The following is a 23,909-nucleotide window of genomic DNA, read 5'->3' as shown; positions in this document are numbered from 1 at the left end:
CACCCAGGCCGCCCCGCCCTCGCCCCGCCGTACGGGCCCGAGCCGTGGCGCTGCGGGTCGGGCGGCCGGATCAGGGCTCTGAGGACCAGGGCTCTGAAGACCGGGGCTCGGACCAGCCTCTGCAACCGGTCCGGGTGGTCGGAGCCGAACGTCGGAAGGCGGCGCGGAGGGCCGAACCACAGCAGGCCGTCCCTCGGCGCCGCACCGCACCACTCGTTCGGGTGCACTTCGCCCCGTACCTGGTACTGCGGCGGGGCACCTGAGGCGGCCGGCGGCACCGGCGGCGGTCAGTCCCGCCAGGGGAGCCGGGCGGTCACCGTCGTCGGTCCACCGGCCGGGGACTCCACGGTGAGGCTGCCGTCCACGGCCCGCAGGCGCTCCGCGAGTCCCGCCAGCCGGCCGCCCGCCGTCACCTCCGCGCCGCCCCGCCCGTCGTCGTCGACCCGGATCACCAGGTGGTCGGGGCGATCCAGGAAGAGCGGTCCGTCCTCGCGGCCGGAACGTTCGCGGCCGGAAGGCCGGCGGTCGTGGGGGGAGTGGTCGTGACGCTTGCGGTCGTCACGGTTCTGCCGGTCCGCCGTCCGACGCACCGTGACCGATGCCCGGGTGGCGTGGGCGTGCCGGGTGACGTTGCGGAGCAGCTCCGAGACGGTGACGTACGCGAGGTTCTCGATCGCCCGCGCCGGGCGCAGCGGCAGCTCCACGTCCAGGGAGACCGGGACCGCGCAGCGGGAGGCGACGGAGGAGAGCGCGGCGTCGAGGCCCCGGTCGGTGAGGACGGCGGGGTGGATGTCCCGCGCGAGGTCGCGGAGCTCCTGGAGGGCGACCTTGACCTCGCCGTGCGCCCCGTCGATCAGCCGCGCCGCCGCGTCGGGGTCCTCGGCCAGCCGGTCCTTCGCCAGCCCCAGCTCCATCGCGAGGGCCGAGAGCCGGGCCTGGGCGCCGTCGTGCAGATCGCGTTCGATCCGGCGCAGGTCCGCCGCCGCCGTGTCCACGACCGCACCCCGGTCCGACTCCAGCTCCACCACCCGGGAGTCCAGCCGGGACGGGCCGAGCAGCCCGGCGACCATCACCCGGTCCACCGAGGCCAGCCCCCGGACGATCCACGGCGACACGAGCACGAGGACCAGGCCCACACCGCAGGTCGCCGTCAGTTCGAAGGTGGAGTCCAGGTAGACGCGGTGCGTGGCGTCCCCGTACAGCTGGAGGCCGTCGATGCCCACGTACGCCGGGAAGACCCATGCCCAGAGCGGGTACGTGAACATGCTCCAGGCGGTCGTCACCAGGGTCACCGAGACGGTGAACGCGAAGACCGCCCACGGGAAGTGCAGGAAGCCGTAGAGCAGGTGGCGCCAGGAGGTGCCGTCGCGGAGCGCCGCGCCGGCCCACGAGAACACTCCGCCCTTCCTGCCCCGCACGGGCTCGGGATCGGCCACGTCGAGCCGGAGCAGGGCACGGGCGCGGCGGCGCTCCAGGGCGCCGAAGCCCCGGCACACCGCCAGGCCGGCGGCGAGGACCGGAATGCCGAGGAAGGTGACCATCAGGCCGGCGCTCAGCGAGACGGTGGTGACCACGAGGGTGAAGAGCGCGATGCTGACCGGCAGGCTCAGCAGGAGGTACAGCACCTCCCGCCAGGTCCGCGCCTCGACCGGCGCGCGGAGCACGGCAGGGAAGAAGTGCTTCTCCTCCGGGTGGTCCCAGGAGCCGGTCCCGCCACCGCCCTGCCGGTCCCGTGCGTCCGATCCGTATGCCGTGGCCATCGCTGCCGTCCGTTTCCGTTTCCGTTTCCGGTGAAGCCCGTCGCGGGCCGTTCTCCGTGTGCCGTTCCGCCGTATGCCGTTCCGTGCACGGCCGGCCGTTCCGCGCGTCCGCGCCGGCGGTTGCCCGGGGGGCCGTCGTCCCGCCCCTGCGCGGCTTGCCGGCCGATGACTCCAGCCTCTTCCCCCCGGGCGCTCCGCACCATGAGGGCGGTCTCCGTATCCGGTGGGGGGTTACCCCCACCCCGGCGTGCGCGCCGTACGCACGGCGGAGGGCCGGAGCGCACGCGCCCCGGCCCTCCGCGCCGCTTCCCGGCTCCTGTTCCCGGACTCTCAGCCCGGTCCGGCCGACCCGTCGCGCCATGGCAGTTCGGCGGTCACCGAGGTCGGGCCGCCCTCCGGCGAGTCCACGACCAGCAGACCGTCCACCGCCCCCAGCCGCTCCGACAGACCGGCCAGGCCCGTGCCGCCCTCCGGCCGCGCCCCGCCCGTGCCGTCGTCCCGCACCCGGAGGATCAGCCGGTCGCCCGCGCGCCACACGTCCACGGCGGCCGAGCGCGCCCCGCTGTGCTTGCTGACGTTCTGGAGCAGTTCGGAGACGGTGAAGTAGGCGATGCCCTCGATCGCCTGGGCCGGCCGGCCCGGCAGATCGACGCCGACCGTCACGGGCACCGTGCACCGCGAGGCGATCGAGGAGAGGGCCGCGTCGAGGCCCCGGTCGGTGAGGACGGCCGGATGGATGCCCCGGGCGAGATCGCGGAGCTCCTGGAGGGCGACCTTCACCTCGCCGTGCGCCTCGTCGACCATGCGGGCGGCAGCTTCCGGATCGTCGCTCAGCTTCTCCTTCGCCAGCCCGAGGTCCATGGCGAGCGCCACCAGCCGGGCCTGGGCGCCGTCGTGCAGATCGCGTTCGATCCGGCGCAGGTCCGCCGCCGCCGTGTCCACCACGACACCCCGGTCCGACTCCAGCTCGGCGATCCGCCGCTCCAGCTCGTCCGACGGCGCCAGGAGCGTCCGCACCATCGCGCGGTCCACGTTGGCGAGCGCCCGCGTCACGTAGGGGAGGACCGGCCAGAACACGAAGAAGCCCACCAGCGTCACCGTGAACGTCACCACGCCCCAGGGCAGCCGGACGAACGAGTACAGCAGCGACCGCCAGCCCACCCGGTCGCCCAGCCCCGACCAGAGCCAGGCGAAGAACCCCTTCTCGCGGCGGGTCCGCGCGATCGCCCCCGGCTCCTCGACATGCACCCCGAGCAGGACACGGGCCCGGGCGCGCTCGAACTGGCCGAGCCCGCGCGAGCCCTGGATACCGAGGGCGAGCAGAGGCAGTCCGACCACCGTGACGGAGAGTCCGGCACCGACGCCGACCAGCACGATCGCGTAGACGAAGCCGATGATCGTGGTCGGCAGGTTCGCCAGCAGATGGGCGATCTCCTTCCACGTCCACACGTCGAGGGCCGGACGCGGTCGGGGCGGCCGGGGGTCGTCCGGCGCGGAGGGGCTCTCGGAGGGGCTCATCGTCATGCGCCCCAGCCTGCCGGTACGAACCCCGCGCACGCCATGGGGCTCGTGGGTGCGAGGGAAGGGGGATAACCCCACCCCTCGGCCCGCCCCCGCCCGGGACGCGGCTGCTTACCCTCTCTTCAACAGGGCCTAGACTCCCGTGCGTACAGATCGTCGAAGGGTTCGAGGGAGCGAGGAACGGACGTGGCGGACGTGCCGGAACTGCCGGAGCCGACCGCTCTCGCGTCGGATTACTTCCACAGCTACTCGGTCGTCGGACTGCTCGCCCTTGTCGGCGTGCTCTTCGTCGCCGTCGCCTTCGGGGCGGGACGCCTCCTCAGGCCCGTGGTCCCGACGCCCGAGAAGCTCCTCACCTACGAGTGCGGCGTGGACCCCGTGGGGGAGGGCTGGGCGCACACGCAGGTGCGGTACTACGTCTACGCCTTCCTCTACGTGATCTTCGCCGTCGACTCGGTCTTCCTCTTCCCCTGGGCGACCGTGTTCGCCGCGCCCGGATTCGGCGCGACCACGCTGGTGGAAATGTTCGTCTTCCTCGGCTTCCTCGCCGTGGGACTGCTCTACGCATGGAAGAAGGGCGTCCTCACATGGGCGTGACGAGCCGGCAGACCCCCGAGCCGCAGCCCGCAGCCGGAACCCGGGAGGCCGTGTCGGGCCCCGGACCGGTCCCGCTGCCCGAGCCCAGACAGCTCGGCGTGCTGTCCCGGCTCGCGCCGGAACCGATGAAGGTGGTCCTGAACTGGGGCCGCCGCTACAGCCTCTGGGTCTTCAACTTCGGCCTGGCCTGCTGCGCCATCGAGTTCATCGCCGCCTCGATGTCCCGTCACGACTTCATGCGGCTCGGCGTGATCCCCTTCGCCCCTGGCCCGCGCCAGGCCGACCTGATGGTCGTGTCCGGCACGGTGACGGACAAGATGGCCCCGGCCGTGAAGCGCCTCTACGAGCAGATGCCCGAACCGAAGTACGTGATCTCCTTCGGCGCCTGCTCCAACTGCGGCGGCCCGTACTGGGACTCGTACTCGGTCACCAAGGGCGTCGACCAGATCATCCCCGTCGACGTGTACGTCCCCGGCTGCCCGCCCCGGCCCGAGGCGCTGCTCCAGGGCATCCTCAAGCTCCAGGAGCGGATCGCCCGCGAGTCGCTGGCGGAACGGTACGCGACCGCCCGGCCCTCGACCGCCGCGCTGCGCAGCGGTCTCGTCGCCGCACCCGCCGAGCCCGGGGAGTCACGGTGAACGCTCCCGAGAACGCTCCCGAGAACGCCGCTGAGAACCCGGGCGGGTCCGCTTCCGTGAACCCCGCCGAGCCCGCGTCCGAGCATTCCGCCGAGTCGGAGTCCGCTTCCGCGCCCCCCGCCGACCTGTACGACCGGCTGCTCGGCGCCGACCCGGACGCGGTCGCCGAGGCCGTCGCCGGGCTCTTCGGCGAAGGGGCGAGCGCCGCCCGCGCGTACGACCTGCTCACCGTGGACGTACCCGCCGACACCTGGACCGCCGCGCTGGAGACCGCGCGCGACCGGCTCGGCTGCACCTACTTCGACTGGCTGAGCGCCGTCGACGAACCCGGCACCGGCTTCCTGGTCGGCGCCCACGTGGCCGCTCTCTCCCCCGGTACGGTCCGGCGGCTGCTGGTCCGTACGACGGTTCCGCACGGTGCGGCCGTACTGCCCAGCGCGATCGACGTCTATGCGGGCGCCGCCTGGCACGAGCGCGAGACCCACGAGATGTTCGGCATCGGCTTCGACGGCCACCCGCACCTGGTACCCCTGCTGCTGCCCGAGGGGTTCGAGGGCCATCCGCTGCGCAAGGACTTCGTCCTCGCCGCCCGGGTCGCCAAGGCATGGCCGGGCGCCAAGGAGCCCGGTGAGTCCGAGCACGGCGGGCCCAAGCGGCGCACCATGCTCCCGCCGGGCGTACCCGATCCGAACGAATGGGGCCCGCTCAAGGGGCAGCTGCCGCCCGCACCGGCCCGCCCGGCGCGCGGCGCCCGCGCCGGGGCCGGTGCCGCCGCAGGCGAGCGACCGGTACGCCGCGCCCGGAGCGTCACCGAGGGCTCGGCGGGACAACGCCCCGCCGCGCCCCCGGCCGGACCGGACACCCCGGCCGTCGATGCCGGGACGCCGGGGACGGGTCAGGCCGGACCGTCCGCCCCGGCCGCCGCGACCCCGGCCGAGGGCGCACCGCCCGCCCGCCCCGATCGCCGGTCCCGCAGCGTCTCGGCCGGCTCCGCCAGTCAGCGCACGGAGGGCGCCGCCCCGGACGGTACGGAGACCGCCGCGACGGACCCGGAGGCAGCCGGGAGGACCGGTACCACAGCGGACTCCGGCGCCCCGGCGAACCCGGCTCCCCGGACGACCGGAAGCGCGGACGCCCCGTGGCACCATGCCCGCCCGGCGTTCGACGACGGTCCCGGCGTGGCGAAGGAGAAGGCCGGGGCTGAGTCGGAGCCCGAGGCGGAGTCGGAGCCCGAGCCGGAGGGGGGGCCCGAGCCGGAGGTGGGGCCCGGCCGCGAGCCCGACCGCGAGCCCGAGATCGCGCCGGAGGCCAAGTCCGAGGCCGGGCCCCACCCCCGGGCCGACCCCGGGGCCGGTCCTGAAGCCCCGGAGCAGTCCGAGGAACTCGGGCGGTCCGCAGAACCCGGGCGGCCCGGACCCGAAGCGCCCGAAGACCCCGCCGTGCCCGATGACCCCGCCGTACCCGCAGACCCCGCCGTGCCCGATGATCCCGACCACCGTCCCTCCGGAGGCGATACCGCGTGAACGACGTACTGGACGTCGCCCTCCGGCTCCTCATCGTCTTCGTCGTCTTCCTGGTCTTCCCGCTCGTCGTCGGTCAGACCGAGCACAAGGTGATGGCGCACATGCAGGGCCGGCTCGGCCCCATGTACGCGGGCGGGTTCCACGGCTGGGCGCAGCTCGTCGCGGACGGGGTCAAGTTCGTGCAGAAGGAGGACGTGGTCCCGGCCGACGCCGACCGCCGCATCTTCCAGCTCGCGCCCGCCGTCGCCCTGCTGCCGTACCTCCTGGTGGTGCTCGCCATCCCGGTCGGGCCCGGAGAGGGCGCGGTCGGCCAGGTCGTCGACGCGGGCATCTTCTTCGTCCTCGCCGTCATGGGGATCGGCGTCCTGGGCTCGCTGATGGCGGGCTGGGCCTCCGCCAACAAGTTCTCCCTGCTCGGCGGCCTCCGTACCGCCGCGCAGCTCCTGGCGTACGAACTGCCGATGCTGCTCGCCGCCGCCTCCGTGGCGATGGCCGCCGGGACGGTCTCGCTCCCCGGCATCCTCGACGCCTTCGAGTGGTGGTGGCTGCCCTGGCAGATCACCGGCGCCCTGATCTTCTTCGTCGCCGGACTCGCCGAACTCCAACGGCCGCCCTTCGACATGCCGGTGGCCGACTCGGAGATCATCTTCGGCGCGTACACCGAGTACACCGGGCTGCGCTTCGCGCTCTTCCTGCTCGCGGAGTACGCCGGGATCGTCGTCCTGTGCGGTCTGACCACCGTGCTCTTCCTCGGCGGCTGGCACAGCCCGTTCGGCGGGGAGAGCCTCGGCTGGCTCTGGACCCTGCTGAAGACGGTGATCCTCGCGTTCGTCGTGATCTGGCTGCGGGTCACCTTCCCGCGCCTGCGCGAGGACCAGCTCCAGAAGCTCGCCTGGACCACACTCATCCCGCTCGCCCTCGCGCAGATCGCGCTCACCGGCATCGTGAAGGTGGCGATCAACTAGTGCCTCCGATCCCCGGCTCCGGCCTGGCCAAGGGCCTCGCCGTCACCCTGCGGACCATGACCAGGCGCACGGTCACCGCGCAGTACCCGGACGCGCAGCCCGAACTCCCGCCGCGCTCCCGCGGCGTCATCGGGCTGTTCGAGGAGAACTGCACGGTCTGCATGCTCTGCGCCCGCGAGTGCCCCGACTGGTGCATCTACATCGACTCCCACAAGGAGACGAGCCCGCCCGCGGCCCCCGGCGGACGCGAGCGCTCCCGCAACGTCCTCGACCGCTTCGCCATCGACTTCTCCCTCTGCATGTACTGCGGCATCTGCATCGAGGTCTGCCCCTTCGACGCCCTCTTCTGGTCGCCGGAGTTCGAGTACGCCGAGACGGACATCCGCGACCTCACCCACGAGCGCGACAAGCTCCGCGACTGGATGTGGACCGTGCCGGAGCCCCCCGCGCTGGACCCGGGCGCGGAGGAACCGAAGGAGATCGCCGCCGCCCGCAAGACGGCGGAGAAGCTCGAAACCCAGCGCGCCCAGGCGGAACAGGGAGCTCAGGCAGCTCAGGCAGCCCAGGCCGCCGAGCAGCCAGCACAGGCCGAACGGACCGCACCGGCGGAACGCCCGATCGACGAGGAGGGCCAGGCATGATGCCCGCACTCGCCGCGAGCGCGGCGGCCCACCCCGGCTTCCTCTCCCCGTCCGGCGTCGAGATCGCGTTCGTCCTCGTCGGACTCGTGACCCTCGGCGCGGCCCTCGTCACCGTCACGACCCGGCAGCTGGTGCACGCCGCACTCTGGCTCGTCGTCACGCTCGGCGGCCTCGCGGTGGAGTACCTCCTGCTCACGGCGGAGTTCATCGCCTGGGTCCAGGTACTGATCTACGTCGGCTCGGTCGTGGTCCTCCTCCTCTTCGGCCTCATGCTCACCCGCGCCCCCATCGGCCGGTCGCCGGACGCCGACTCGGAGAACCGGTGGGTCGCGCTCGGTGTGGCCCTCGCTTCGGCGGCGGCCCTCGTCTGGGTCGTCGTGGACGCCTTCCGCACCACCTGGATCGAGCTGGACGGGCCCGCCCAGGGCTCCACCGCCGCCACCGGAAGCTTCCTCTTCCGCCACTGGGTGCTGCCGTTCGAAGCGCTCTCCGTGCTACTGCTCGCCGCCCTGGTGGGAGCGATCGTGCTGTCCCGCCGTGACCCCGAGACCCGCGCGGCCCTCCCCGGCGCCCGCCGCACCCGCGGCAGCCGTACACCCGGCAGCCGTACACCCGGCGGCTCCGGCACCCGCGTCACCGCACCCCGCGCCACCGCCCGCCGTGCCGCCACCGGACGTACGCGCGCCGGTCACCAGCCCGGCAGCGGCCCCGGTGGCACGCCCGCCCGCGAGACCGGCAACGGCCATGCCGCCCCGTCCGGTCCCGATGCCCCGGCCGGTCCTGCCGCCCCCGACGCCCCGGAAGAAGGGAAGAGCTGATGCACCTCGCCTATCCCGCCGTGCTCGCCGTCCTGCTCTTCTGCGTCGGTGTCTACGGTGTGCTCGCCCGCCGCAACGCGATCCTGGTCCTGATCTCCGTCGAGCTGATGCTCAACGCCGTCAACCTCAACCTGGTCGCCTTCGACGTCTGGCTCCGCGACTCGCTCCACGCCGGCCAGGCCCTCACCCTTTTCACCATCGCCATCGCCGCGGCCGAGATCGGCATCGGCCTCGCGATCGTGCTCGCCGTGTACCGCAACCGCGGCTCCTCCGACGTGGACCGGCTGCGCGACACCGCCGAGACCGACGACGCCGAGGCACTCCCCGACGAGTGGACCGGCGACGGCGAACCCGCCGACCCGCGCACCAGCAGCCCCGATGAACCGGCCACCGCTCCGGCGGGGAAGGCAAGGAAGACAGAGGCCACCGCGTGACCACCACGACCCTCGCCGTCCTCGTCCCCCTGCTGCCCTTCCTGGGGGCCGTCGCAGGGCTGCTGCTCGGCCGCACCGCGCCCGGGTTCGTCCGGCCGCTCGCCATCCTCCCGGTCCTGGCCGCGGCGGTGCTCGCCGTGGTCGTCGCCGCGGACCAGGGCGGCGGCCGGGCGGTGGACGCCTCCACCCGGCTGACGCCCACCGGCTCGGTGCCGATCGATCTCGCGCTCCACCTGGACGGCTTCGCCGTCCTGGTGGCCGTCCTCGTCGGGCTGGTCGCGACCTGCGTGCAGGTCTACTCGCTCGCGTACCTCCGCGACGACCCCCGCTACCCCTCCTACGCGGCCCTCGTCTCCCTCTTCACCTCCGCGATGCTGCTCGTCGTCTACTCCGGCGACCTGATGGTGCTCCTGGTCGGCTGGGAGATCATGGGCATCTGCTCGTACTTCCTCGTCGGCCACTACTGGGAGACGCCCGAGGCGCGCGCCGCCTCCCTCAAGGCGTTCCTCGTCACCAAGCTCGGCGACGTCCCGTTCCTCATCGGGATCTTCGCGCTCGCCGCCGACACCGGCACCTTCCGCATCACCGGAATCCTCGGCGCGGTCGGCAACGGCGGACTCGACCACCCCACTCTCATCGCGCTGCTGCTGCTCGCCGGGGTGGCGGGCAAGTCCGCGCAGTTCCCGCTGCACACCTGGCTGCCCGACGCGATGGCCGGCCCGACGCCCGTCTCCGCGCTCATCCACGCTGCGACGATGGTGGCCGCCGGGATCTACTTCGTGGCCCGGCTGCTGCCCGTCTTCGCCGCTTCCGGCGCCGCCCTCGTCGTCCTCTCCGTGATGGCCGCCGTCACCATGGTCGGATCCGGGCTGGCCGCGCTCGCGCAGGACGACATCAAACGCGTCCTCGCCTACTCGACCCTCGGTCAGCTCGGCTACATGGCCGGGGCGCTGGCCGTCGGCGACCGTGGCGCCGCCGTCTTCCACCTCCTGTCGCACGGCGCCTTCAAGGCCGTCCTCTTCCTGGCCGCCGGAGTCGTCATCCACGCCACCGGCACCAACTCGCTCGCCGCCATGTCCCGCATGGGCGGCCTCACCAAGCGCATCCCCGACGCCTACTGGACGATGACCGTCGCCCTGCTGGCGCTGGCCGCCATCCCGCCGTTCGCCGGCTTCTTCTCCAAGGAAGCCGTCCTCGTCGCCGCCGAACACACCGCCCTCGGCGACCGCGACGTCGCCCCGGCCGCCGCCGGCTGGACGATCCTCGTCGCGGGCCTGCTGGCCGCCGTGCTCACCGCCGCCTACGCCACCCGGCTCTGGCTGCTCACCTTCAAGGGCCGCGGCCCCGACGTGCCGGACCACGGCAAGCAGCCCGTCGCGATGACCTCCGTCCTCTGGGTGCTGGCCGTCCCCACCCTCGGCTTCGGCCTCACCGTCGGCATGATCGGCGACTGGTTCGACGGGCACCGCCTCACCCCGACGCTGACCACCGCCGTCCTCTCCACGGGCGTCGGACTCGTCGGCGGACTCGTCACCTACGCCGCATGGCGCCACACCACCGCGCACGCCGCCGGCCATCCTCTCGGTGCCGTCACCGCTCACCCCCGGGCGGAACCCGCGCTCGTGGAGGCCGAGGCCATCAGCTCCCACACCGCCCTCTACGGCGACATCGCGGAGGCGGACGACCCCGCCGACCCCGGGCGCCTGCTGCTCGGCCCCCTGCACGCCCCGGCGGCCGCCGGCTTCCACCTGGACGCGCTGTACTCGTGGCTGTTCGTACGGCCCGTCCTGGCCGCGGCACGCCTCGTCCGCTTCCTGGACCGCGAGGTCGTCGACACGTACGTACGCGGCGCCGGCACCACCGCACGCCTGCTCGGCACCGCGGTCCGCCGCACCCAGACCGGCAACACGCAGACCTACGTCTCCGCCCTGCTGGCCGGGTCACTCGTCCTGACGATCGCCGTCGTCGTCTATGCCAACGTCAACGCCGGGGCGTGAACCGTGATCGATATCAGCCCGTCCGTGATGCAGGTCCTTCTGGCGTTGGCCGTCGTCGGCCCGCTGCTGGGCGCCGTCTCCGCCCTGCTCCCCGCCCCGCCCGGGCTGCAGGGCCGCGACCCCGACCAGGCAGTGCTCCGCCACGGCGTCACCGTGACCGGCGCGATCCTCGTCGTCACCCTGCTGCTGGCGGCCGGCTTCGACCGTGACCACGCGGCGACGATGCAGGCCACCACCGACATCAGCTGGATCCCGGCGCTGGACGTCCGCGTCCACCTCGGCATCGACGGCATCTCTCTCCCCCTTCTCGTGCTCACCGCGCTGCTGACCTTCCTCTGCGCGGTGTACAGCTACTTCAAGATGCCCGCGGGGCCGTCCCCGAAGGCGTTCGTCGCCCTGATCCTGGTGCTGGAATCCGGCACGCTCGCGACCTTCGCCGTGCTGGACCTGCTGCTCTTCTTCCTCGCCTTCGAGATGGTCCTCATCCCGATGTACTTCCTCATCGCCCGCTGGGGCGGCGAGGGCAAGCAGGCCGCGGCCTCGAAATTCGTCCTCTACACGGTGCTCGGCTCCGTCGTCATGCTGCTCGGACTGCTGCTCGTCGGGCTCGACGCCGGCACCTTCGACATGGTGGCACTCGCCACTGACAACGGCCGTGGCCTCTCCACGTCCGTGCAGGTCATCGCCGTTCTGGCGATCGGGATCGGGCTCGCCGTGAAGACCCCGATGTGGCCGCTGCACAGCTGGCTGCCCGACGCGCACACCGCCGCCCCCACGGTCGGCTCGGTGCTCCTCGCCGGTGTGATGCTGAAGATGGGCACCTACGGATTCGTCCGCGTGCTCCTCCCGATCGCCCCCGAGGGCATGCACACCTTCGCGCCCTACCTCGCCGCCCTCGCGGTCGCCGGGATCGTCTACGGGTCGCTCGCCTGCCTCGCCCTCGCCCGTCCGGGCGCCCGGGGCGACCTCAAGCGGCTGATCGCGTACTCCTCCGTCGGCCACATGGGCTTCGTGCTCCTCGGCATCGCGACCATGACCCCCACCGGCGTCAACGGCGCGCTCTTCGCCAACATCGCGCACGGCCTCATCACCGGCCTGCTGTTCTTCCTGGTCGGCGCGGTGAAGGACCGACACGGCACCGCCGATCTCGACACCCTCGCGGGCGCCACCGGCGCCGCCCTCTACGGCCGCGCGCCCCGGCTGGGCGCGTTGCTCGCCTTCGCCGCCGTCGCCTCCCTCGGGCTCCCCGGCCTGGCCGGGTTCTGGGGCGAGATGCTCACCCTGTTCGGCGCGTTCGACCCGGCCGAGGGCCTCAGCCGCTCCGCGTTCCTGACGTTCATGGCGATCGGCGCGTTCGGCACCCTGCTCACCGCCGCGTACATGCTCGTCGTCGTCCGCCGCGTCTGCATGGGCGAACCGCCCGCGCGCCCGAGCGGCGGCACCGGCCTCGGCACGAGCACCGGCCTCGGCGCCGCCACACGGCCGGAGAGCGCGGAAGCGGTCGGGAGCGCGGTGGCCGTGGTCACCGCTCCGGAGACGGCGGCCCCCGCGGAGATCGCCGACATCCGCCCGTACGAGTTCGCCACCTGGACCCCGCTCGTCGCCCTCACCGTCCTCGCCGGACTCTGGCCCGCCGTCCTCCTGGGACTCAGCGACCCGGCCGTGCAGAAGCTCCTCGCAGGAGGCAAGTCGTGATCACGGAACTCGTGGCCGCCGGGGTCGGCACGGCCCCGGGCGGCTCCGGCGCGGGCACGACGACCGGAACGCCCCTGGCGGGCGGCGCCGCGAGCCTCGTCCAGTCCATCGACTGGCTCGCCGTCGCCCCGCCGCTCGCCGTGGCCGTACTGGCACTCGTCGTCCTCGTCGCCGACCTCTTCCTCGCCGAACGCCACAAGCCGCTCCTCGGGTACGCCACCGTCGCCGGACTCGTCGTCGCCCTCGCCCTGCTCATCCCGCTGCGGGGCGGGCACCGCTCCACCTTCTGCGTGGACGCCGCCACCCCCGGCGCGGGCCAGGCGTGCAGCTACACCGCCGACCACTTCGCCCTCGCCGTCCAGGCCCTGGTCATCGGCGGGGCGCTGCTCACCGCGCTGCTCTCGCTCGACGACACCCGCAAGCTGCCGGCCGGCGAGTTCTGGTTCCTGCTGCTCTCCTCGGCCTCCGGCGCGGCGCTGCTCCCGGCCGCCCGCGACCTCATCACCCTCGTGGTCGCCCTGGAAGTCGCCTCGCTCCCCGCCTTCGCCCTCGTCGGCATCAAGCGCGGCGACCGCCGCTCCTCCGAGGCGGCCCTCAAGTTCTTCCTCTCGTCCGTCACCGCGACCGCCGTGATGCTCCTCGGCGTCAGCTTCGTGTACGCGGCGACCGGCACCACCCACCTCACCGAACTGGCTGCCGGCCTCGACGAGGTACCCGCCCGGTTCGCCACCCTCGCCGGGGCGGGCGTCGCGCTGACCCTCGTCGGCTTCGCCTTCAAGACCGCCGCGGCGCCCTTCCACTTCTGGGTCCCCGACACCTACGTCGGCGCCCCGCTGCCCATCGCCGCGTACCTCTCCGTCGTCGGCAAGGCCGTCGGCTTCTCGGGCCTCATCCTGGTCACCGTGCTCGCCTTCCCCGCATACGCCGACGTCTGGGGACCGGCCCTCGCCGTGCTCGCCGCGCTGACCATGACCGTCGGGAACGTCGCCGCCCTCCGCCAGGACCCCGGCCGCTCCCGCAGCGCGGTACGCCTGCTCGCCTGGTCCTCCGTGGGCCAGGCCGGCTACCTCCTGGTGCCGATCGCGTCGTCCGCGTACAGCGACGACCTCCACGTGGGCTCCACCGTCGCGTACGCCCTGATGTACGCCGTCGTGAACCTCGGCGCCTTCGCGGTCGCCGCCCTCGTGGCCCGTACGAGCCCCGGCAACCGGCTCACCGACTACCGGAACCTCTACGCCCACCGGCCCCTCACCGCCCTGGCGATGGCGTTCTTCCTGCTCTGCCTGGCCGGACTGCCGCCCGGGATCATCGGCCTCTTCGCCAAGGTCACCGTGTTCTCGTCCGTCGTCGACGCGGGCCTCGGCTGGCTCGCCGTCGTGATGGCCGTCAACGTGGTGATCGCCCTCGCCTACTACCTCCGGTGGACCGCGCTGCTCTTCCGCGGCACCCACGCCCCGGAGACCGTGACGGAGGACGTGCCCGTACCGGTGGCCCTGCCCGCACCGGCGATCCCGGCCGCCGCGCCGGTCCCCCTCGTGGCCGCGCTCGTCCTCACCACCGCCGCCGCGCTCGTCCTCTCCGGAGCGCCGCAGATCGTCCTGGGGTTCGCCACCGGAACGCTTTTCTGACGGTTCCGTACCACCCGTCCCGGCCCTCACCTCCCCGGCTTGCTCCGGCGGCCCGGGACAGGGCAGGGTCGTGCGTGCATCCATCACGCACCGGGCGGCGACCCCGGCGCGCAACGAGCACAACCAGGGAGAGAGCGCAGTGCTGAACGGATTCAAGGACTTCATCCTGCGGGGCAACGTCGTCTCGATGGCGATCGGCCTCGCCGTGGGAGCGGCCTTCACGGCCGTCGTCACGGGGTTCAGCAACGCCTTCATCGTGCCGCTCATCGGAGTCATCACCCGGGGCACCGGGGACTTCAGCAAGGCGTCCTTCAAGGTCGAGAACGTCGCGTTCCCCTACGGCCTGTTCATCGCCGCGGCCATCGCCTTCCTCATCACCGCCGCGGTGCTCTACTTCTGCGTCGTCGTCCCCATGCAGAAGGTCCAGGACCGCTTCACCGCGAAGAAGGCCGACGAGCCCGCCGACATCAAGGCCGCCCTGCGCGACTGCCCGCGCTGCTACACCGCCATCCCGGCCATCGCCTCGCGCTGCGGCCACTGCACCAGTGAGGTCGAGCCCGACCCCGCCGCCGTGGCGCTCGCCGAGCGGCTCACCGGGAAGCCCGCGGGCGCCCAGAAGCTGCCCGCCCAGCGCTGAAGCCCGACCGGGACCGGCCCCGCCCCGCCGGCCTGTCCGCGTGCCACCCGTACGGGCTACCTCGCCCTCCCGCCCGTACGGCCGCCCGGCCCTCGCCTCCCCGGGCGCCGTGCACAAGGGAACTAGCTCACTCCGCCTGGCGTTGACCAGAGCGGGAAGCTCCACTGAGAAGTGGAGCCCTATCGAGCAAGGGTTCCCCTGCTGCACCACTTGGAGGGCGTAACCGTGCACCGCCGGCACAACGGGCTGAAGACCGCCGTACTCCTCGGCGGCCTGTCCGCGCTGATCATCGTCATCGGCAGTTTCTTCGGGCGTACGGGCCTGATCGTCGCGCTGTTCGTGGCGGTCGGCACCAACGCGTACGCGTACTGGAACAGCGACAAGCTGGCCCTGCGGGCGATGCGGGCGCGGCCCGTCAGCGAGTTCGAGGCCCCCGCCATCCACCGCATCGTGCGCGAGCTCTCGACCGCCGCCCGCCAGCCGATGCCCCGGCTGTACATCTCGCCCACCCAGGCGCCCAACGCCTTCGCCACCGGACGCAATCCGCGCAACGCCGCCGTCTGCTGCACCGACGGCATCCTCCAGATCCTGGACGAACGCGAACTGCGCGGTGTCCTCGGCCACGAGCTGAGCCATGTCTACAACCGTGACATCCTGATCTCGTCGGTGGCCGGAGCGCTCGCCTCCGTGGTGATGTTCCTGGTCAACTTCGCCTGGCTGATCCCGGTCGGCCGCTCCAGCGACGACGAGGGCCCCGGCATCTTCGGGCTGCTCCTCGTGATGATCCTCGGCCCGCTCGCCGCCTCCGTCATCCAGCTCGCCGTCAGCCGTTCGCGCGAGTACGAGGCGGACGCCTCCGGGGCCCAGCTCACCGGGGACCCGCTCGCCCTGGCGAGCGCCCTGCGCAAGCTCGACGCCGGCGTCAAACAGCTCCCGCTGCCGCCGGAGCCGCGGATCGAGACCGCGAGTCACATGATGATCGCGAACCCCTTCCGGCCCGGCCAGGGCGTGTCCAAGATGTTCTCCACGCATCCACCGATGGCGGAGCGCATCGCCCGTCTAGAGAAGATGGCAGGTCATCGACCGTGAAGACGATCCTGAACGTCATATGGCTGGTCCTGTGCGGCTTCTGGATGTGCCTCGGCTACCTCGCCGCCGGTCTCATCCTCTGCATCACGATCATCGGCATCCCTTTCGGCGTGGCCGCGTTCCGTATCGGCCTGTACGCACTCTGGCCCTTCGGCTACACGGTGGTCGACCGCACGGACGCGGGCGGCGCCTCCTGCGTCGGCAACGTCCTCTGGCTGGTCCTCGCCGGCTGGTGGCTGGCCCTCGGCCACATCGTCACCGGTATCGCGCTCTTCGTCACGATCATCGGCATCCCGCTGGCCATCGCGAACTTCAAGCTGATCCCGGTGTCCCTGATGCCGTTCGGCAAGGAGGTCGTCCCCACCGACCAGCCCTTCGCCGCCCGGTAGCGCGAGCCGCACCGGGAGAGCGGCGCCGCGCCGGGGGAGAGCGGCGCCGCGCCGGGGGAGAGCGAGCCACGCCGGCATCGCGAGCCACGCCGGTACGACGAACGACGAATCCGACCGGCGCGGGCAACCGTGCCCACTCCACGCGCGTCCCTGCTTCCACAACCAGGAAGAGGGTAGGCGGGTCACATGGGCATCATCGCGTGGATCATCCTCGGGCTTGTCGCCGGAGTCATAGCCAAGGTCCTGCTGCCGGGGCGCGACCCCGGCGGCATCATCATCACGACCCTCATCGGGATCGCCGGAGCCTTCGTCGGAGGCTGGCTCTCCGCGAAGATCCTCGACCGCCCCATCAACGACGACTTCTTCGACCTCGCGACCTGGGTCGCCGCCATCGCCGGCTCCCTGGTGCTGCTCATCGTCTACCGGCTGCTCTTCGGCAACTCGCGCGAACGCCGCTGACCCGCCCCGCCCCACCCGCCGGTCACCGGTCGTCGAGACCAGTCTCCCGCAGTGTCAGATTGAGCCGGCCGGCCCGCATCCCCGTATCCGGGCCGGCCGTCCCCGGGTACACCTTCGGCACCCCGTGGAACGCGAAGCGCGACGGTCCGCCGAAGACGAACAGATCACCGGACTCCAGCTCCACGTCCGTCCACGGCCGCCCCCGGTCCTCCGTGTTGCCGAACCGGAAGACACAGGTGTCGCCGATGCTCAGCGACACCACCGGGGCCCCGGAGAGCTCCTCCCGGTCCTGGTGCATGCCCATCCGCGCCGTGTCGTCGTAGAAGTTCAACAGCCCCGCGTCCGGCGCGTACGCCCGGCCCGCGGCCTCGTCCTCGTACGCATCCGCCACGGCCGCCCGCCCCAGCTCCGCGAGCCACCCCGGGAAAGCCGCGACCCGGGCCCCGTTCACGTCGTCGGCGGTCCGGACGTACCTGTACGGCCGCCAGTGCCACCCCAGGCACACCGTCCGCACCGACATCACCCCGCCGCCCGGCAGCTCCGTGTGCCGCAGCGGCACCGGCCCGCGCGCCCACTCCCGGCAGGCCACCACCAGCTCCCGCTGCCGCTCCACGGACAGCCATCCCGGCACGTGCACCGCCCCGGGCGCCACGGTCCGCCGCTCCCTCGGGAACAGCCCCGCCGACACCGTCAGCCCCGCCCGGTCGCCCGGCCCCCGGCCGCGACCCCCACCGCGCCCCCGGCCTCGTGCCCGGTCGCCCGGCCCCCGGCCCAGGCGCCCTCGAACGTCAGCAGCCGCTCCTTGCGCTCCGGGCCGCCGGCATACCCCCGCAGCGAACCGTCCGCGCCGATCACCCGGTGGCACGGCCGCACCACCAGCAGCGGATTGCGCCCGATCGCGGTGCCCACCGCCCGTACCCCGGCGCCGGCGGCACCGACCCGCTCCGCCACCCAGCCGTACGACACCGTTCCGCCGTACGGGATCTCCTCCAGCGCCCGCCAGACCCGCCGCTGGAACTCCGTCCCGGCTCCGGGCGCATGGGGGAGCTCAAAACGCGTCCGCCGCCCCGCGAAGTACGCCGAGAGCTGCGCCCGCGCCTCCCCGAACGCCTCCGGCGCCTCCCGCCACCCCGCCAGGACCACGGCCCCGCCCTTCTGCTCCGGTACGGACACCGAGAGCAGCCCCCCGGACGCCTCGTCGCCGACCAGCAGCAGCTCGCCCAGCGGGCTGTCGAACCTCGTGTACACCGTCGTCATCGCCCGTCATCCCTCTCGCGTGCCACCCCGGTCCCGTACCTACGAGTCTGCGCCACAGGCACGTCCTCCGACTGGCGGAAATCCGACATCGGGTTTCCGGGGCATCCGCGCGGCCCGGCCCGCTCCACAGGGCCGGAACACGGCTCACGGCGGTGCCGGGGACGACACCGCCGTGGGGAACCTCAGCGAGCGAGCACGGATACGGGCCTCAGCCCGTCCGTCACCGGTAGTTGACGTACTGGAGGGCGAAGTCGAAGTCCTTGCCCTTGAGCAGCGCCTGGACCGCCTGGAGGTCGTCACGGCTCTTCGAGCTGACGCGCAGCTCTTCGCCCTGCACCTGGGCCTTGACGCCCTTGGGACCCTCGTCGCGGATGACCTTGGCGACCTTCTTGGCGTTCTCCTGGGAGATGCCTTCCTCGATCGTCGCGAAGATCTTGTACTCCTTGCCGGAGAGCTGCGGCTCGCCCGCGTCCAGCGACTTCAGCGAGATCCCGCGCTTGATCAACTTGGTCTCGAAGATGTCGAGGATCGCCTTGACGCGCTCCTCGCCGTTCGCCTCCATCAGGATCTTCTCGCCGGACCAGGCGATCGACGCGCCGGTGCCCTTGAAGTCGTAGCGCGTGGAGATCTCCTTCGCGGCCTGGTTGAGGGCGTTGTCGACCTCCTGCCGCTCGACCTTCGAGACGATGTCGAAACTGGAGTCGGCCATGACGTGTGGCTCCTTGCGTCGTGAACAGTCGTGAACAGTCGTGAACAGTCGTGAGCGTGGCGTGCAGAAGAAAGCCTAAAGGCTGACCCCGGGTCCGGACGCTGATCAATCGAGTGGCGGAGCACCCCCGCGCATCGGGTATCGTTTACGTCGTCGCCAAGGAGCTCACCAGCGGAGTTCCGGAGCAATGTTCGAGGCGGTGTGCCCGAGTGGCCAAAGGGAGCAGACTGTAAATCTGCCGGCTCAGCCTACCCAGGTTCGAACCCTGGCGCCGCCACCGAACGGGAAGCCCCCGTCCACAGCAATGTGGACGGGGGCTTTTCTCATGGTCCGGGACCGCAACCGCAGGGCTGAGCGCGGGCCGTACGAGCCGGGCCCGGCGCCCGGCGGCTCACCCGTCGCGGGGCGCCCAGGTCAACCCCGGGCGCCCCGCCCCGCTCAGTTCCCCGCGACGTTCCTGACCGCGACCGCCACCGGTACGTTGCCCGAGATCAGCTCCAGGGTCAGCCCCGCCGTGCTCGGGGTGTCCAGCAGCTCGGCGAGGGTTGCCGCCACGTCGTCGCGGGGGACCGGGCCGCGGCCGGTGGACGGGGAGAGCAGGACCAGTCCGGTGCCGGCGTCGTCGGTGAGCATGCCGGGGCGCAGGATCGTCCAGTCGAGCCCGGGGCGTGCCCGTACGTTGTCGTCGGCCGCGCCCTTCGCCCGCAGGTACACGTCGAAGACCTCGTCGCCCGCGTGCGTGGCGTCGGCGCCCATGGACGAGACGATGACGTAGCGGCGTACGCCCGCCCGTTCGGCCGCGTCCGCGAAGAGCACCGCTGCCGCCCGGTCCACCGTGTCCTTGCGGGCGGCGCCGCTGCTGGGGCCCGCGCCCGCCGCGAAGACGGCGGCGTCGGCATCCTCGAGCACCGCGGCCACCTCGTCCACGGAGGCCGATTCGAGGTCCAGGACGGCCGCTTCGGCGCCCACCGCCTCCAAATCCCCGCGTTGGCCCGGATCGCGGATGACCCCGACCGCCTCGTCCCCGCGTGCGGCGAGCAGACGCTCCAGCCGCAGTGCGATCCCACCATGTCCACCTGCGATGACAATGCGCATGGTCACGACCGTACGCCCGAGCGGGCCCGCACGCCGGGAGCGCGCCCGGTGTGAGATCAACCCGGTCCCGATCCCGGTCCCGATCCCGGTCCCGGTCCCGGTCCTGGGCCGGGGCCCGGTCCTGGGCCGGGCCTGCCCTGGCGCGGCAGCCCGTACGGCTCCGGGAGCTCCGAGTCGCAGTACTCGCGCACTGCGCTCGTCCGGGCGACGATCCGCCCCCGGTGCACCACGATCCGGCTGTACGCGAGCGAGAGCACGCCCGCGAGGCCGTCCCCGCGCACCGCGAGCAACTCGGCCGGGAAGCCCGGCTCCACCCGCACTTCGGGCAGCCCCATGGCCTGCCGGGCGGTGGTCGCGACGGCGTCGTACGCGATTCTGACGGGCAGTCCGTGCTGCGAGGCCAGCAGGTACGCCGCCTCCAGCGGATCCCCGCGCCCGACCGGGTTGGCCGTGTCGCGCAATGCCCCGCTGCCCGCCACCACGCGCACCCCGGCCGCGCGCAACAGGGCTACGGGGGCGACGAGTCGGCGTTCCGCAGCCGAGCAGCCACCCTGGGGCAGGCAGACGACCGTCACCCCGGCCGCCGCGAGCCGGTCGGCCGCCGGCCTCGCGGTCTCCGGAGACAGCCGCGACAGCCCGCCGCACGGGCCGATGGTGACCCCCGGCCAGGCTCCCGGCCCCACCTCCGGCCCCGCCCCTGACCCCGCCGCCCCCTGCTCCTGCCGGACCGTCAGCTCGGCTGCCCGAGAAGCGAGTCGGGCCAGGCGGACGGGGTCGGACGCGTCCGTGTGCAGGTCCACCGGGAGCCCGTGCTCGGCGGCGACGGAGAGCGCCCTCTCCACGTACGCGTCGGGGTCGGGGTCCAGGTCCGGGCGCCCGCCGATCACGCCCGCGCCCATCGCGACGGCGTCCCGGAGCAGCGCCGTGATGTCCCCGCCCGCGGCTCCGGCGAGGCGCCGGGGGACCGCGACGGGCGTGAGGTCGGCGAGTCCGCGCAGCGCGTGCCGCGCCTGCAGGACGGCTTCCAGCGGCCCGAGGCCCTGCGTGCCGCCCACCCGGACGTGGGTGCGCAGCGCGGTCGCGCCGTGCCCGAGCTGGAGCAGGGTGGCCTCGGTGACGCGTCGGCAGAGGTCCTGGGGGCCGCGCGGCCCGCCGTCGCAGTCGGAGGCGGTGAGGGCCGTGTCGCCGTGGGCGTGAGGTTCGGCGGGGGCCGGGAGCAACAGGTAGCCGCGCAGGTCGACCCGCGAGCCCCGGGTGCCGAGGCTGCCGGGGTCGCCGACCGCCTCGATCCGCTCGCCGGCCACGCGTACGTCCACGAGGCGGCCGTCGGTGAGCCGCGCGCCGCAGAGCAGGAGCGGTTCGGGGTTCGCGCCCGGGCCGTCGGCCGGGTCGTGGTCGGGCCGCCTCGGTCGGCTGTCGGGCATCGCGCTCCTGAGAGGGGTCGTGGGGGTGGCTCGTCAGGGGCCGCCGAGTTCGGCGGACGGGGTGCACGGGAATGCGGGGTCGCGTAACCGCGGGAGCGGTGCCGCGGGGTGCCCGGAAAGCGTCGGAACGGGCGTTTTCAAGATCGAACCGGCCCGAGCCTAGGGCGGAGTCCGACCTGTCCCGGGGAGGAGCGAAATAGTCATACCGGTGAGGGGTGACGGGACGCCCCGGACGGAGGGGTTCCGTGGGGCGGCTGTGGTTCCGCTCTTCAGTGCTCAGCCCCTGATCAGAGGCGCGAACGGGCCCCGGGGCCGCCTCGCGGAGGGCTCCGGAGGAGGTGCGCGGAAACGGATTTGGGGGATCGGCGGAGGACCGTGTAATGTCTTCCTCGCTCGCCCCAATAGCTCAGTCGGTAGAGCGTCTCCATGGTAAGGAGAAGGTCTGCGGTTCGATTCCGCATTGGGGCTCTGGTGATCGGGAAGCCCTGCTTCGGCAGGGAGACCCTTCCATCAAAGCGGTGTAGCTCAGTCGGTAGAGCAAGCGGCTCATAATCGCTGTGTCACCGGTTCAAGTCCGGTCACCGCTACAAACGGTAGCCGATTGTGGGGTCGGTCCTTCGATCGGCTACTCTTTTATGCGTTCATCCGTCCATCCGTCCGTCTTAGGAGCACTCACGTGGCTGCCACCGACGTCCGCCCGAAGATCACGCTGGCCTGCGTGGAGTGCAAGGAGCGGAACTACATCACCAAGAAGAACCGGCGTAACAACCCGGACCGTCTTGAGATGAAGAAGCACTGCCCGCGCTGCAACTCGCACACTGCGCACCGCGAAACCCGCTGAAACAGGCTCGTACACGAGGCCGCCCCCACTGGGGGCGGCCTCGTGTCGTTGTATGGGGTCGTGGGTGGGTTCCTTCGACCTTCCCTCGACCCTCTTTTTCTCTTCATCAGGAGGTAGCGAGCTCATGGCGCTCGACCAGTCCTTCGTGGGGCGGACCTATCCGCCCACCCCGGCGTACGAGGTCGGCCGGGAGAAGATCCGCGAGTTCGCCGAGGCGGTGGGCGATGCCCATCCGGCGTACCTCGACGCCGAGGCGGCCCGTGAGCTCGGTCACCCCGACGTGATCGCACCGCCCACCTTTGTCTTCTCCATCACCTTCAAGGCCGCCGGCCAGGTCGTCGAGGACCCGCAGCTGGGGCTGGACTACAGCCGGGTCGTGCACGGAGATCAGAGGTTCGCCTACACGCGCCCGGTACGGGCGGGGGACCGGCTGACGGTCACCTCGACGATCGAGCAGATCAAGTCGATGGCCGGAAACGACATCCTGGACATCCGGGGCGAGGTGCACGACGAGGCCGGCGCGCACGTCGTGACGGCCTGGACGAAGCTGGTGGCGCGAGCCGCCGAGGAGGCGTGATGACCGCGAAGGTCGCTTACGAGTCGGTCGAGGTCGGTACGGAGCTGCCGTCCCGCTCCTTCCCGGTCACCCGGGCCTCGCTGGTCCGGTACGCGGGAGCGTCCGGCGACTTCAACCCGATCCACTGGAACGAGAAGTTCGCGATCGAGGTCGGGCTGCCGGACGTCATCGCGCACGGCATGTTCACCATGGCCGAGGCGGTCCGGGTGGTCACGGACTGGGCCGGTGACCCGGGCGCGGTCGTGGAGTACGGCGTCCGCTTCACCAAGCCGGTCGTCGTGCCGAACGACGACAAGGGCGCGCTGATCGAGGTCAGCGGCAAGGTTGCCGCCAAGCTGGACGACAACCAGGTCCGCGTCGACCTGATCGCGGTGTGCGACGGCCAGAAGGTGCTGGGCATGTCCCGCGCCGTGGTCCGCCTCGCCTGAGCCCGCGCTCGTACGGGGCCGCACGCGTCCGTGCGTGTGGCGCGCGTCCCGGGAAGGGGCATCCGCTTCGTCGGGTGCCCCTTCGCCGTACCCGGTCGCTGTGACCGCCCGGCCGCGACGGCCGGGGGAGTGCAAGGGCTTGACCCCGTAAGTGATTGAGCAATAACTTACTTTCATGGCAAGGATGAGCGCACAGGAGCGGCGCGAGAGTGTCGTCCGGGCGGCGATCACCGAGTTCGCCCGGGGTGGGTACGCCGCGACGTCCACGGAGACGATCGCCCGGCGCGTCGGTGTCTCGCAGCCGTACCTCTTCCGCCTCTTCCCCAGCAAGCAGGCGATGTTCCTCGCGGCCGCGGAGCGCTGCCTCTCCGACACCATCGACCTCCTCGTGGAGGCCGGTGCGGGCCGTGAGGGCGAGGACGTGACCCAGTGCATGGCGGTCGCGTACGGGCGCCTGCTCTCGGACGACCCCGACATGCTGCTGATGCAGATGCAGACGTACGCGGCCGTCGCGGCGGCGGAAGCCTCCGGTGATCACGAGTTCGGGGCCTCCGTGCGGGCCACCTGGGTGCGGATGTGGGACGAGATCCACCTCGCGCTGGGAGGCGACATCGAGGCGACCAAGAACTACTTCGCCCACGGCATGCTCATGAACACCCTCTCCTCGCTCGGCTTCTCGGCCGACCACCGGGTCTGGTCGGCCTTCTGGGAGACCGCCCGCCCGAGGGCGGCCGGAACGCCGCCCGTCTAGCGCCTCTCCCTGAACCGAGATCCGGTTCCAGGCGGA

Annotated in this window: 25 protein-coding genes and 3 tRNA genes; 21 read left to right on the top strand and 7 right to left on the bottom strand. The window is 72.5% G+C overall.

Annotation, left to right across the window (positions count from 1 at the left end):
• Positions 1 to 287: 287 nt before the first annotated feature.
• Both ACFYPN_RS10960 and ACFYPN_RS10955 read right to left on the bottom strand, forming a co-directional pair.
• A complete protein-coding gene (locus ACFYPN_RS10960) occupies positions 288 to 1,760 on the bottom strand; it encodes a sensor histidine kinase (RefSeq protein WP_389297742.1) in 1,473 nt (490 codons plus the stop codon).
• A 330-nt stretch (positions 1,761 to 2,090) separates the two neighbouring features.
• The gene (locus tag ACFYPN_RS10955) at positions 2,091 to 3,284 is read right to left on the bottom strand and encodes a sensor histidine kinase (RefSeq protein WP_389297740.1); all 1,194 of its coding nucleotides are present in this window, start codon (positions 3,282 to 3,284) and stop codon (positions 2,091 to 2,093) included.
• A 192-nt stretch (positions 3,285 to 3,476) separates the two neighbouring features.
• On the opposite strand from ACFYPN_RS10955, the gene ACFYPN_RS10950 reads away from it, so the two are divergent.
• The 14 genes from ACFYPN_RS10950 to ACFYPN_RS10885 all read left to right on the top strand — a co-directional run bounded on the left by ACFYPN_RS10950 (position 3,477) and on the right by ACFYPN_RS10885 (position 16,791).
• Complete coding sequence (locus tag ACFYPN_RS10950; protein ID WP_358756083.1) at positions 3,477 to 3,878, top strand: NADH-quinone oxidoreductase subunit A; 402 nt, start codon at positions 3,477 to 3,479, stop codon at positions 3,876 to 3,878.
• The gene (locus tag ACFYPN_RS10945) at positions 3,869 to 4,516 is read left to right on the top strand and encodes an NADH-quinone oxidoreductase subunit B (protein WP_389297738.1); all 648 of its coding nucleotides are present in this window, start codon (positions 3,869 to 3,871) and stop codon (positions 4,514 to 4,516) included. Before ACFYPN_RS10950 ends, ACFYPN_RS10945 begins: the two co-directional genes overlap by 10 nt.
• Positions 4,517 to 4,641: 125 nt before the next feature.
• Positions 4,642 to 6,039, top strand: coding sequence for an NADH-quinone oxidoreductase subunit C (locus tag ACFYPN_RS10940; RefSeq protein ID WP_389297925.1), 1,398 nt, complete (start codon positions 4,642 to 4,644; stop codon positions 6,037 to 6,039).
• A complete protein-coding gene (locus ACFYPN_RS10935; protein WP_358755810.1) occupies positions 6,036 to 7,004 on the top strand; it encodes a complex I subunit 1 family protein in 969 nt (322 codons plus the stop codon). Before ACFYPN_RS10940 ends, ACFYPN_RS10935 begins: the two co-directional genes overlap by 4 nt.
• On the top strand, positions 7,004 to 7,645 hold the full coding sequence (locus ACFYPN_RS10930; RefSeq protein WP_389297736.1) for a NuoI/complex I 23 kDa subunit family protein: 642 nt from the start codon (positions 7,004 to 7,006) through the stop codon (positions 7,643 to 7,645). The genes ACFYPN_RS10935 and ACFYPN_RS10930 overlap by 1 nt, the downstream gene beginning before the upstream one ends.
• On the top strand, positions 7,645 to 8,463 hold the full coding sequence (locus ACFYPN_RS10925) for an NADH-quinone oxidoreductase subunit J (RefSeq protein ID WP_389297923.1): 819 nt from the start codon (positions 7,645 to 7,647) through the stop codon (positions 8,461 to 8,463). Before ACFYPN_RS10930 ends, ACFYPN_RS10925 begins: the two co-directional genes overlap by 1 nt.
• Positions 8,463 to 8,897, top strand: coding sequence for an NADH-quinone oxidoreductase subunit NuoK (gene nuoK, locus ACFYPN_RS10920; protein WP_389297734.1), 435 nt, complete (start codon positions 8,463 to 8,465; stop codon positions 8,895 to 8,897). The genes ACFYPN_RS10925 and nuoK overlap by 1 nt, the downstream gene beginning before the upstream one ends.
• On the top strand, positions 8,894 to 10,894 hold the full coding sequence (locus ACFYPN_RS10915) for an NADH-quinone oxidoreductase subunit L (protein ID WP_358755818.1): 2,001 nt from the start codon (positions 8,894 to 8,896) through the stop codon (positions 10,892 to 10,894). Before nuoK ends, ACFYPN_RS10915 begins: the two co-directional genes overlap by 4 nt.
• A 27-nt stretch (positions 10,895 to 10,921) precedes the next feature.
• Entirely contained in the window at positions 10,922 to 12,589 is a 1,668-nt protein-coding gene (locus ACFYPN_RS10910) for a NuoM family protein (RefSeq protein WP_389297921.1), read from the top strand.
• 74 nt (positions 12,590 to 12,663) lie between these two features.
• Positions 12,664 to 14,217 carry an NADH-quinone oxidoreductase subunit N gene (locus ACFYPN_RS10905; RefSeq protein ID WP_389297919.1) on the top strand — a complete coding sequence of 518 codons (1,554 nt, stop codon included), beginning with the start codon at positions 12,664 to 12,666 and terminating at the stop codon, positions 14,215 to 14,217.
• A gap of 139 nt (positions 14,218 to 14,356) precedes the next feature.
• Complete coding sequence (mscL, locus tag ACFYPN_RS10900) at positions 14,357 to 14,854, top strand: large conductance mechanosensitive channel protein MscL (RefSeq protein ID WP_358756091.1); 498 nt, start codon at positions 14,357 to 14,359, stop codon at positions 14,852 to 14,854.
• Between the two features lie 225 nt (positions 14,855 to 15,079).
• A complete protein-coding gene (gene htpX, locus ACFYPN_RS10895) occupies positions 15,080 to 15,943 on the top strand; it encodes a zinc metalloprotease HtpX (RefSeq protein WP_358755820.1) in 864 nt (287 codons plus the stop codon).
• A complete protein-coding gene (locus ACFYPN_RS10890; protein WP_358755821.1) occupies positions 15,940 to 16,332 on the top strand; it encodes a YccF domain-containing protein in 393 nt (130 codons plus the stop codon). Before htpX ends, ACFYPN_RS10890 begins: the two co-directional genes overlap by 4 nt.
• Before the next feature lie 186 nt (positions 16,333 to 16,518).
• Positions 16,519 to 16,791, top strand: a complete 273-nt coding sequence (locus ACFYPN_RS10885; RefSeq protein ID WP_358755823.1) for a GlsB/YeaQ/YmgE family stress response membrane protein — start codon at positions 16,519 to 16,521, stop codon at positions 16,789 to 16,791.
• Positions 16,792 to 16,813: 22 nt separating this feature from the next.
• On the opposite strand, the gene ACFYPN_RS10880 is transcribed toward ACFYPN_RS10885, so the two are convergent.
• From ACFYPN_RS10880 to ACFYPN_RS10870, 3 genes are all read right to left on the bottom strand, one after another.
• Positions 16,814 to 17,479, bottom strand: a complete 666-nt coding sequence (locus ACFYPN_RS10880) for an alpha-ketoglutarate-dependent dioxygenase AlkB family protein (RefSeq protein WP_389297731.1) — start codon at positions 17,477 to 17,479, stop codon at positions 16,814 to 16,816.
• A gap of 2 nt (positions 17,480 to 17,481) precedes the next feature.
• Complete coding sequence (locus ACFYPN_RS10875) at positions 17,482 to 18,048, bottom strand: methylated-DNA--[protein]-cysteine S-methyltransferase (protein ID WP_389297729.1); 567 nt, start codon at positions 18,046 to 18,048, stop codon at positions 17,482 to 17,484.
• A gap of 220 nt (positions 18,049 to 18,268) precedes the next feature.
• Positions 18,269 to 18,757 (bottom strand): YajQ family cyclic di-GMP-binding protein, encoded by a 489-nt coding sequence (locus ACFYPN_RS10870; RefSeq protein ID WP_358755829.1) that lies wholly within the window; start codon positions 18,755 to 18,757, stop codon positions 18,269 to 18,271.
• A gap of 195 nt (positions 18,758 to 18,952) precedes the next feature.
• Between ACFYPN_RS10870 and ACFYPN_RS10865 the strand changes: the two genes are divergently transcribed.
• A tRNA-Tyr gene (locus ACFYPN_RS10865) sits at positions 18,953 to 19,034 on the top strand.
• 161 nt (positions 19,035 to 19,195) lie between these two features.
• Here the strand turns inward: ACFYPN_RS10865 and ACFYPN_RS10860 are convergent.
• Positions 19,196 to 19,852: an NAD(P)H-binding protein gene (locus tag ACFYPN_RS10860; protein ID WP_358755831.1), complete on the bottom strand. Its 657-nt coding sequence runs from the start codon at positions 19,850 to 19,852 to the stop codon at positions 19,196 to 19,198.
• A 56-nt stretch (positions 19,853 to 19,908) separates the two neighbouring features.
• The gene (locus ACFYPN_RS10855) at positions 19,909 to 21,276 is read right to left on the bottom strand and encodes an amidohydrolase family protein (protein WP_389297727.1); all 1,368 of its coding nucleotides are present in this window, start codon (positions 21,274 to 21,276) and stop codon (positions 19,909 to 19,911) included.
• Positions 21,277 to 21,671: 395 nt separating this feature from the next.
• Between ACFYPN_RS10855 and ACFYPN_RS10850 the strand changes: the two genes are divergently transcribed.
• From ACFYPN_RS10850 to ACFYPN_RS10825, 6 genes are all read left to right on the top strand, one after another.
• Positions 21,672 to 21,744: transfer RNA gene (locus ACFYPN_RS10850), tRNA-Thr, on the top strand.
• Positions 21,745 to 21,790: 46 nt separating this feature from the next.
• Positions 21,791 to 21,863 (top strand) — tRNA-Met (locus ACFYPN_RS10845).
• An 89-nt stretch (positions 21,864 to 21,952) separates the two neighbouring features.
• Positions 21,953 to 22,117 carry a 50S ribosomal protein L33 gene (rpmG, locus tag ACFYPN_RS10840; RefSeq protein WP_003956487.1) on the top strand — a complete coding sequence of 55 codons (165 nt, stop codon included), beginning with the start codon at positions 21,953 to 21,955 and terminating at the stop codon, positions 22,115 to 22,117.
• A 124-nt stretch (positions 22,118 to 22,241) separates the two neighbouring features.
• The gene (locus tag ACFYPN_RS10835) at positions 22,242 to 22,694 is read left to right on the top strand and encodes a MaoC family dehydratase N-terminal domain-containing protein (RefSeq protein ID WP_389297725.1); all 453 of its coding nucleotides are present in this window, start codon (positions 22,242 to 22,244) and stop codon (positions 22,692 to 22,694) included.
• Positions 22,694 to 23,122 carry a MaoC family dehydratase gene (locus ACFYPN_RS10830; RefSeq protein WP_389297723.1) on the top strand — a complete coding sequence of 143 codons (429 nt, stop codon included), beginning with the start codon at positions 22,694 to 22,696 and terminating at the stop codon, positions 23,120 to 23,122. The genes ACFYPN_RS10835 and ACFYPN_RS10830 overlap by 1 nt, the downstream gene beginning before the upstream one ends.
• A 184-nt stretch (positions 23,123 to 23,306) precedes the next feature.
• Positions 23,307 to 23,873, top strand: a complete 567-nt coding sequence (locus ACFYPN_RS10825; RefSeq protein WP_389297917.1) for a TetR/AcrR family transcriptional regulator — start codon at positions 23,307 to 23,309, stop codon at positions 23,871 to 23,873.
• The last annotated feature ends 36 nt before the right edge of the window (positions 23,874 to 23,909 follow it).

Source organism: Streptomyces sp. NPDC005576 (assembly GCF_042871745.1).
Taxonomy (GTDB): Bacteria; Actinomycetota; Actinomycetes; order Streptomycetales; family Streptomycetaceae; genus Streptomyces.
The sequence above is the reverse complement of the archived record's forward strand: the minus strand, read 5'-3'. Positions and strand labels throughout refer to the sequence as shown.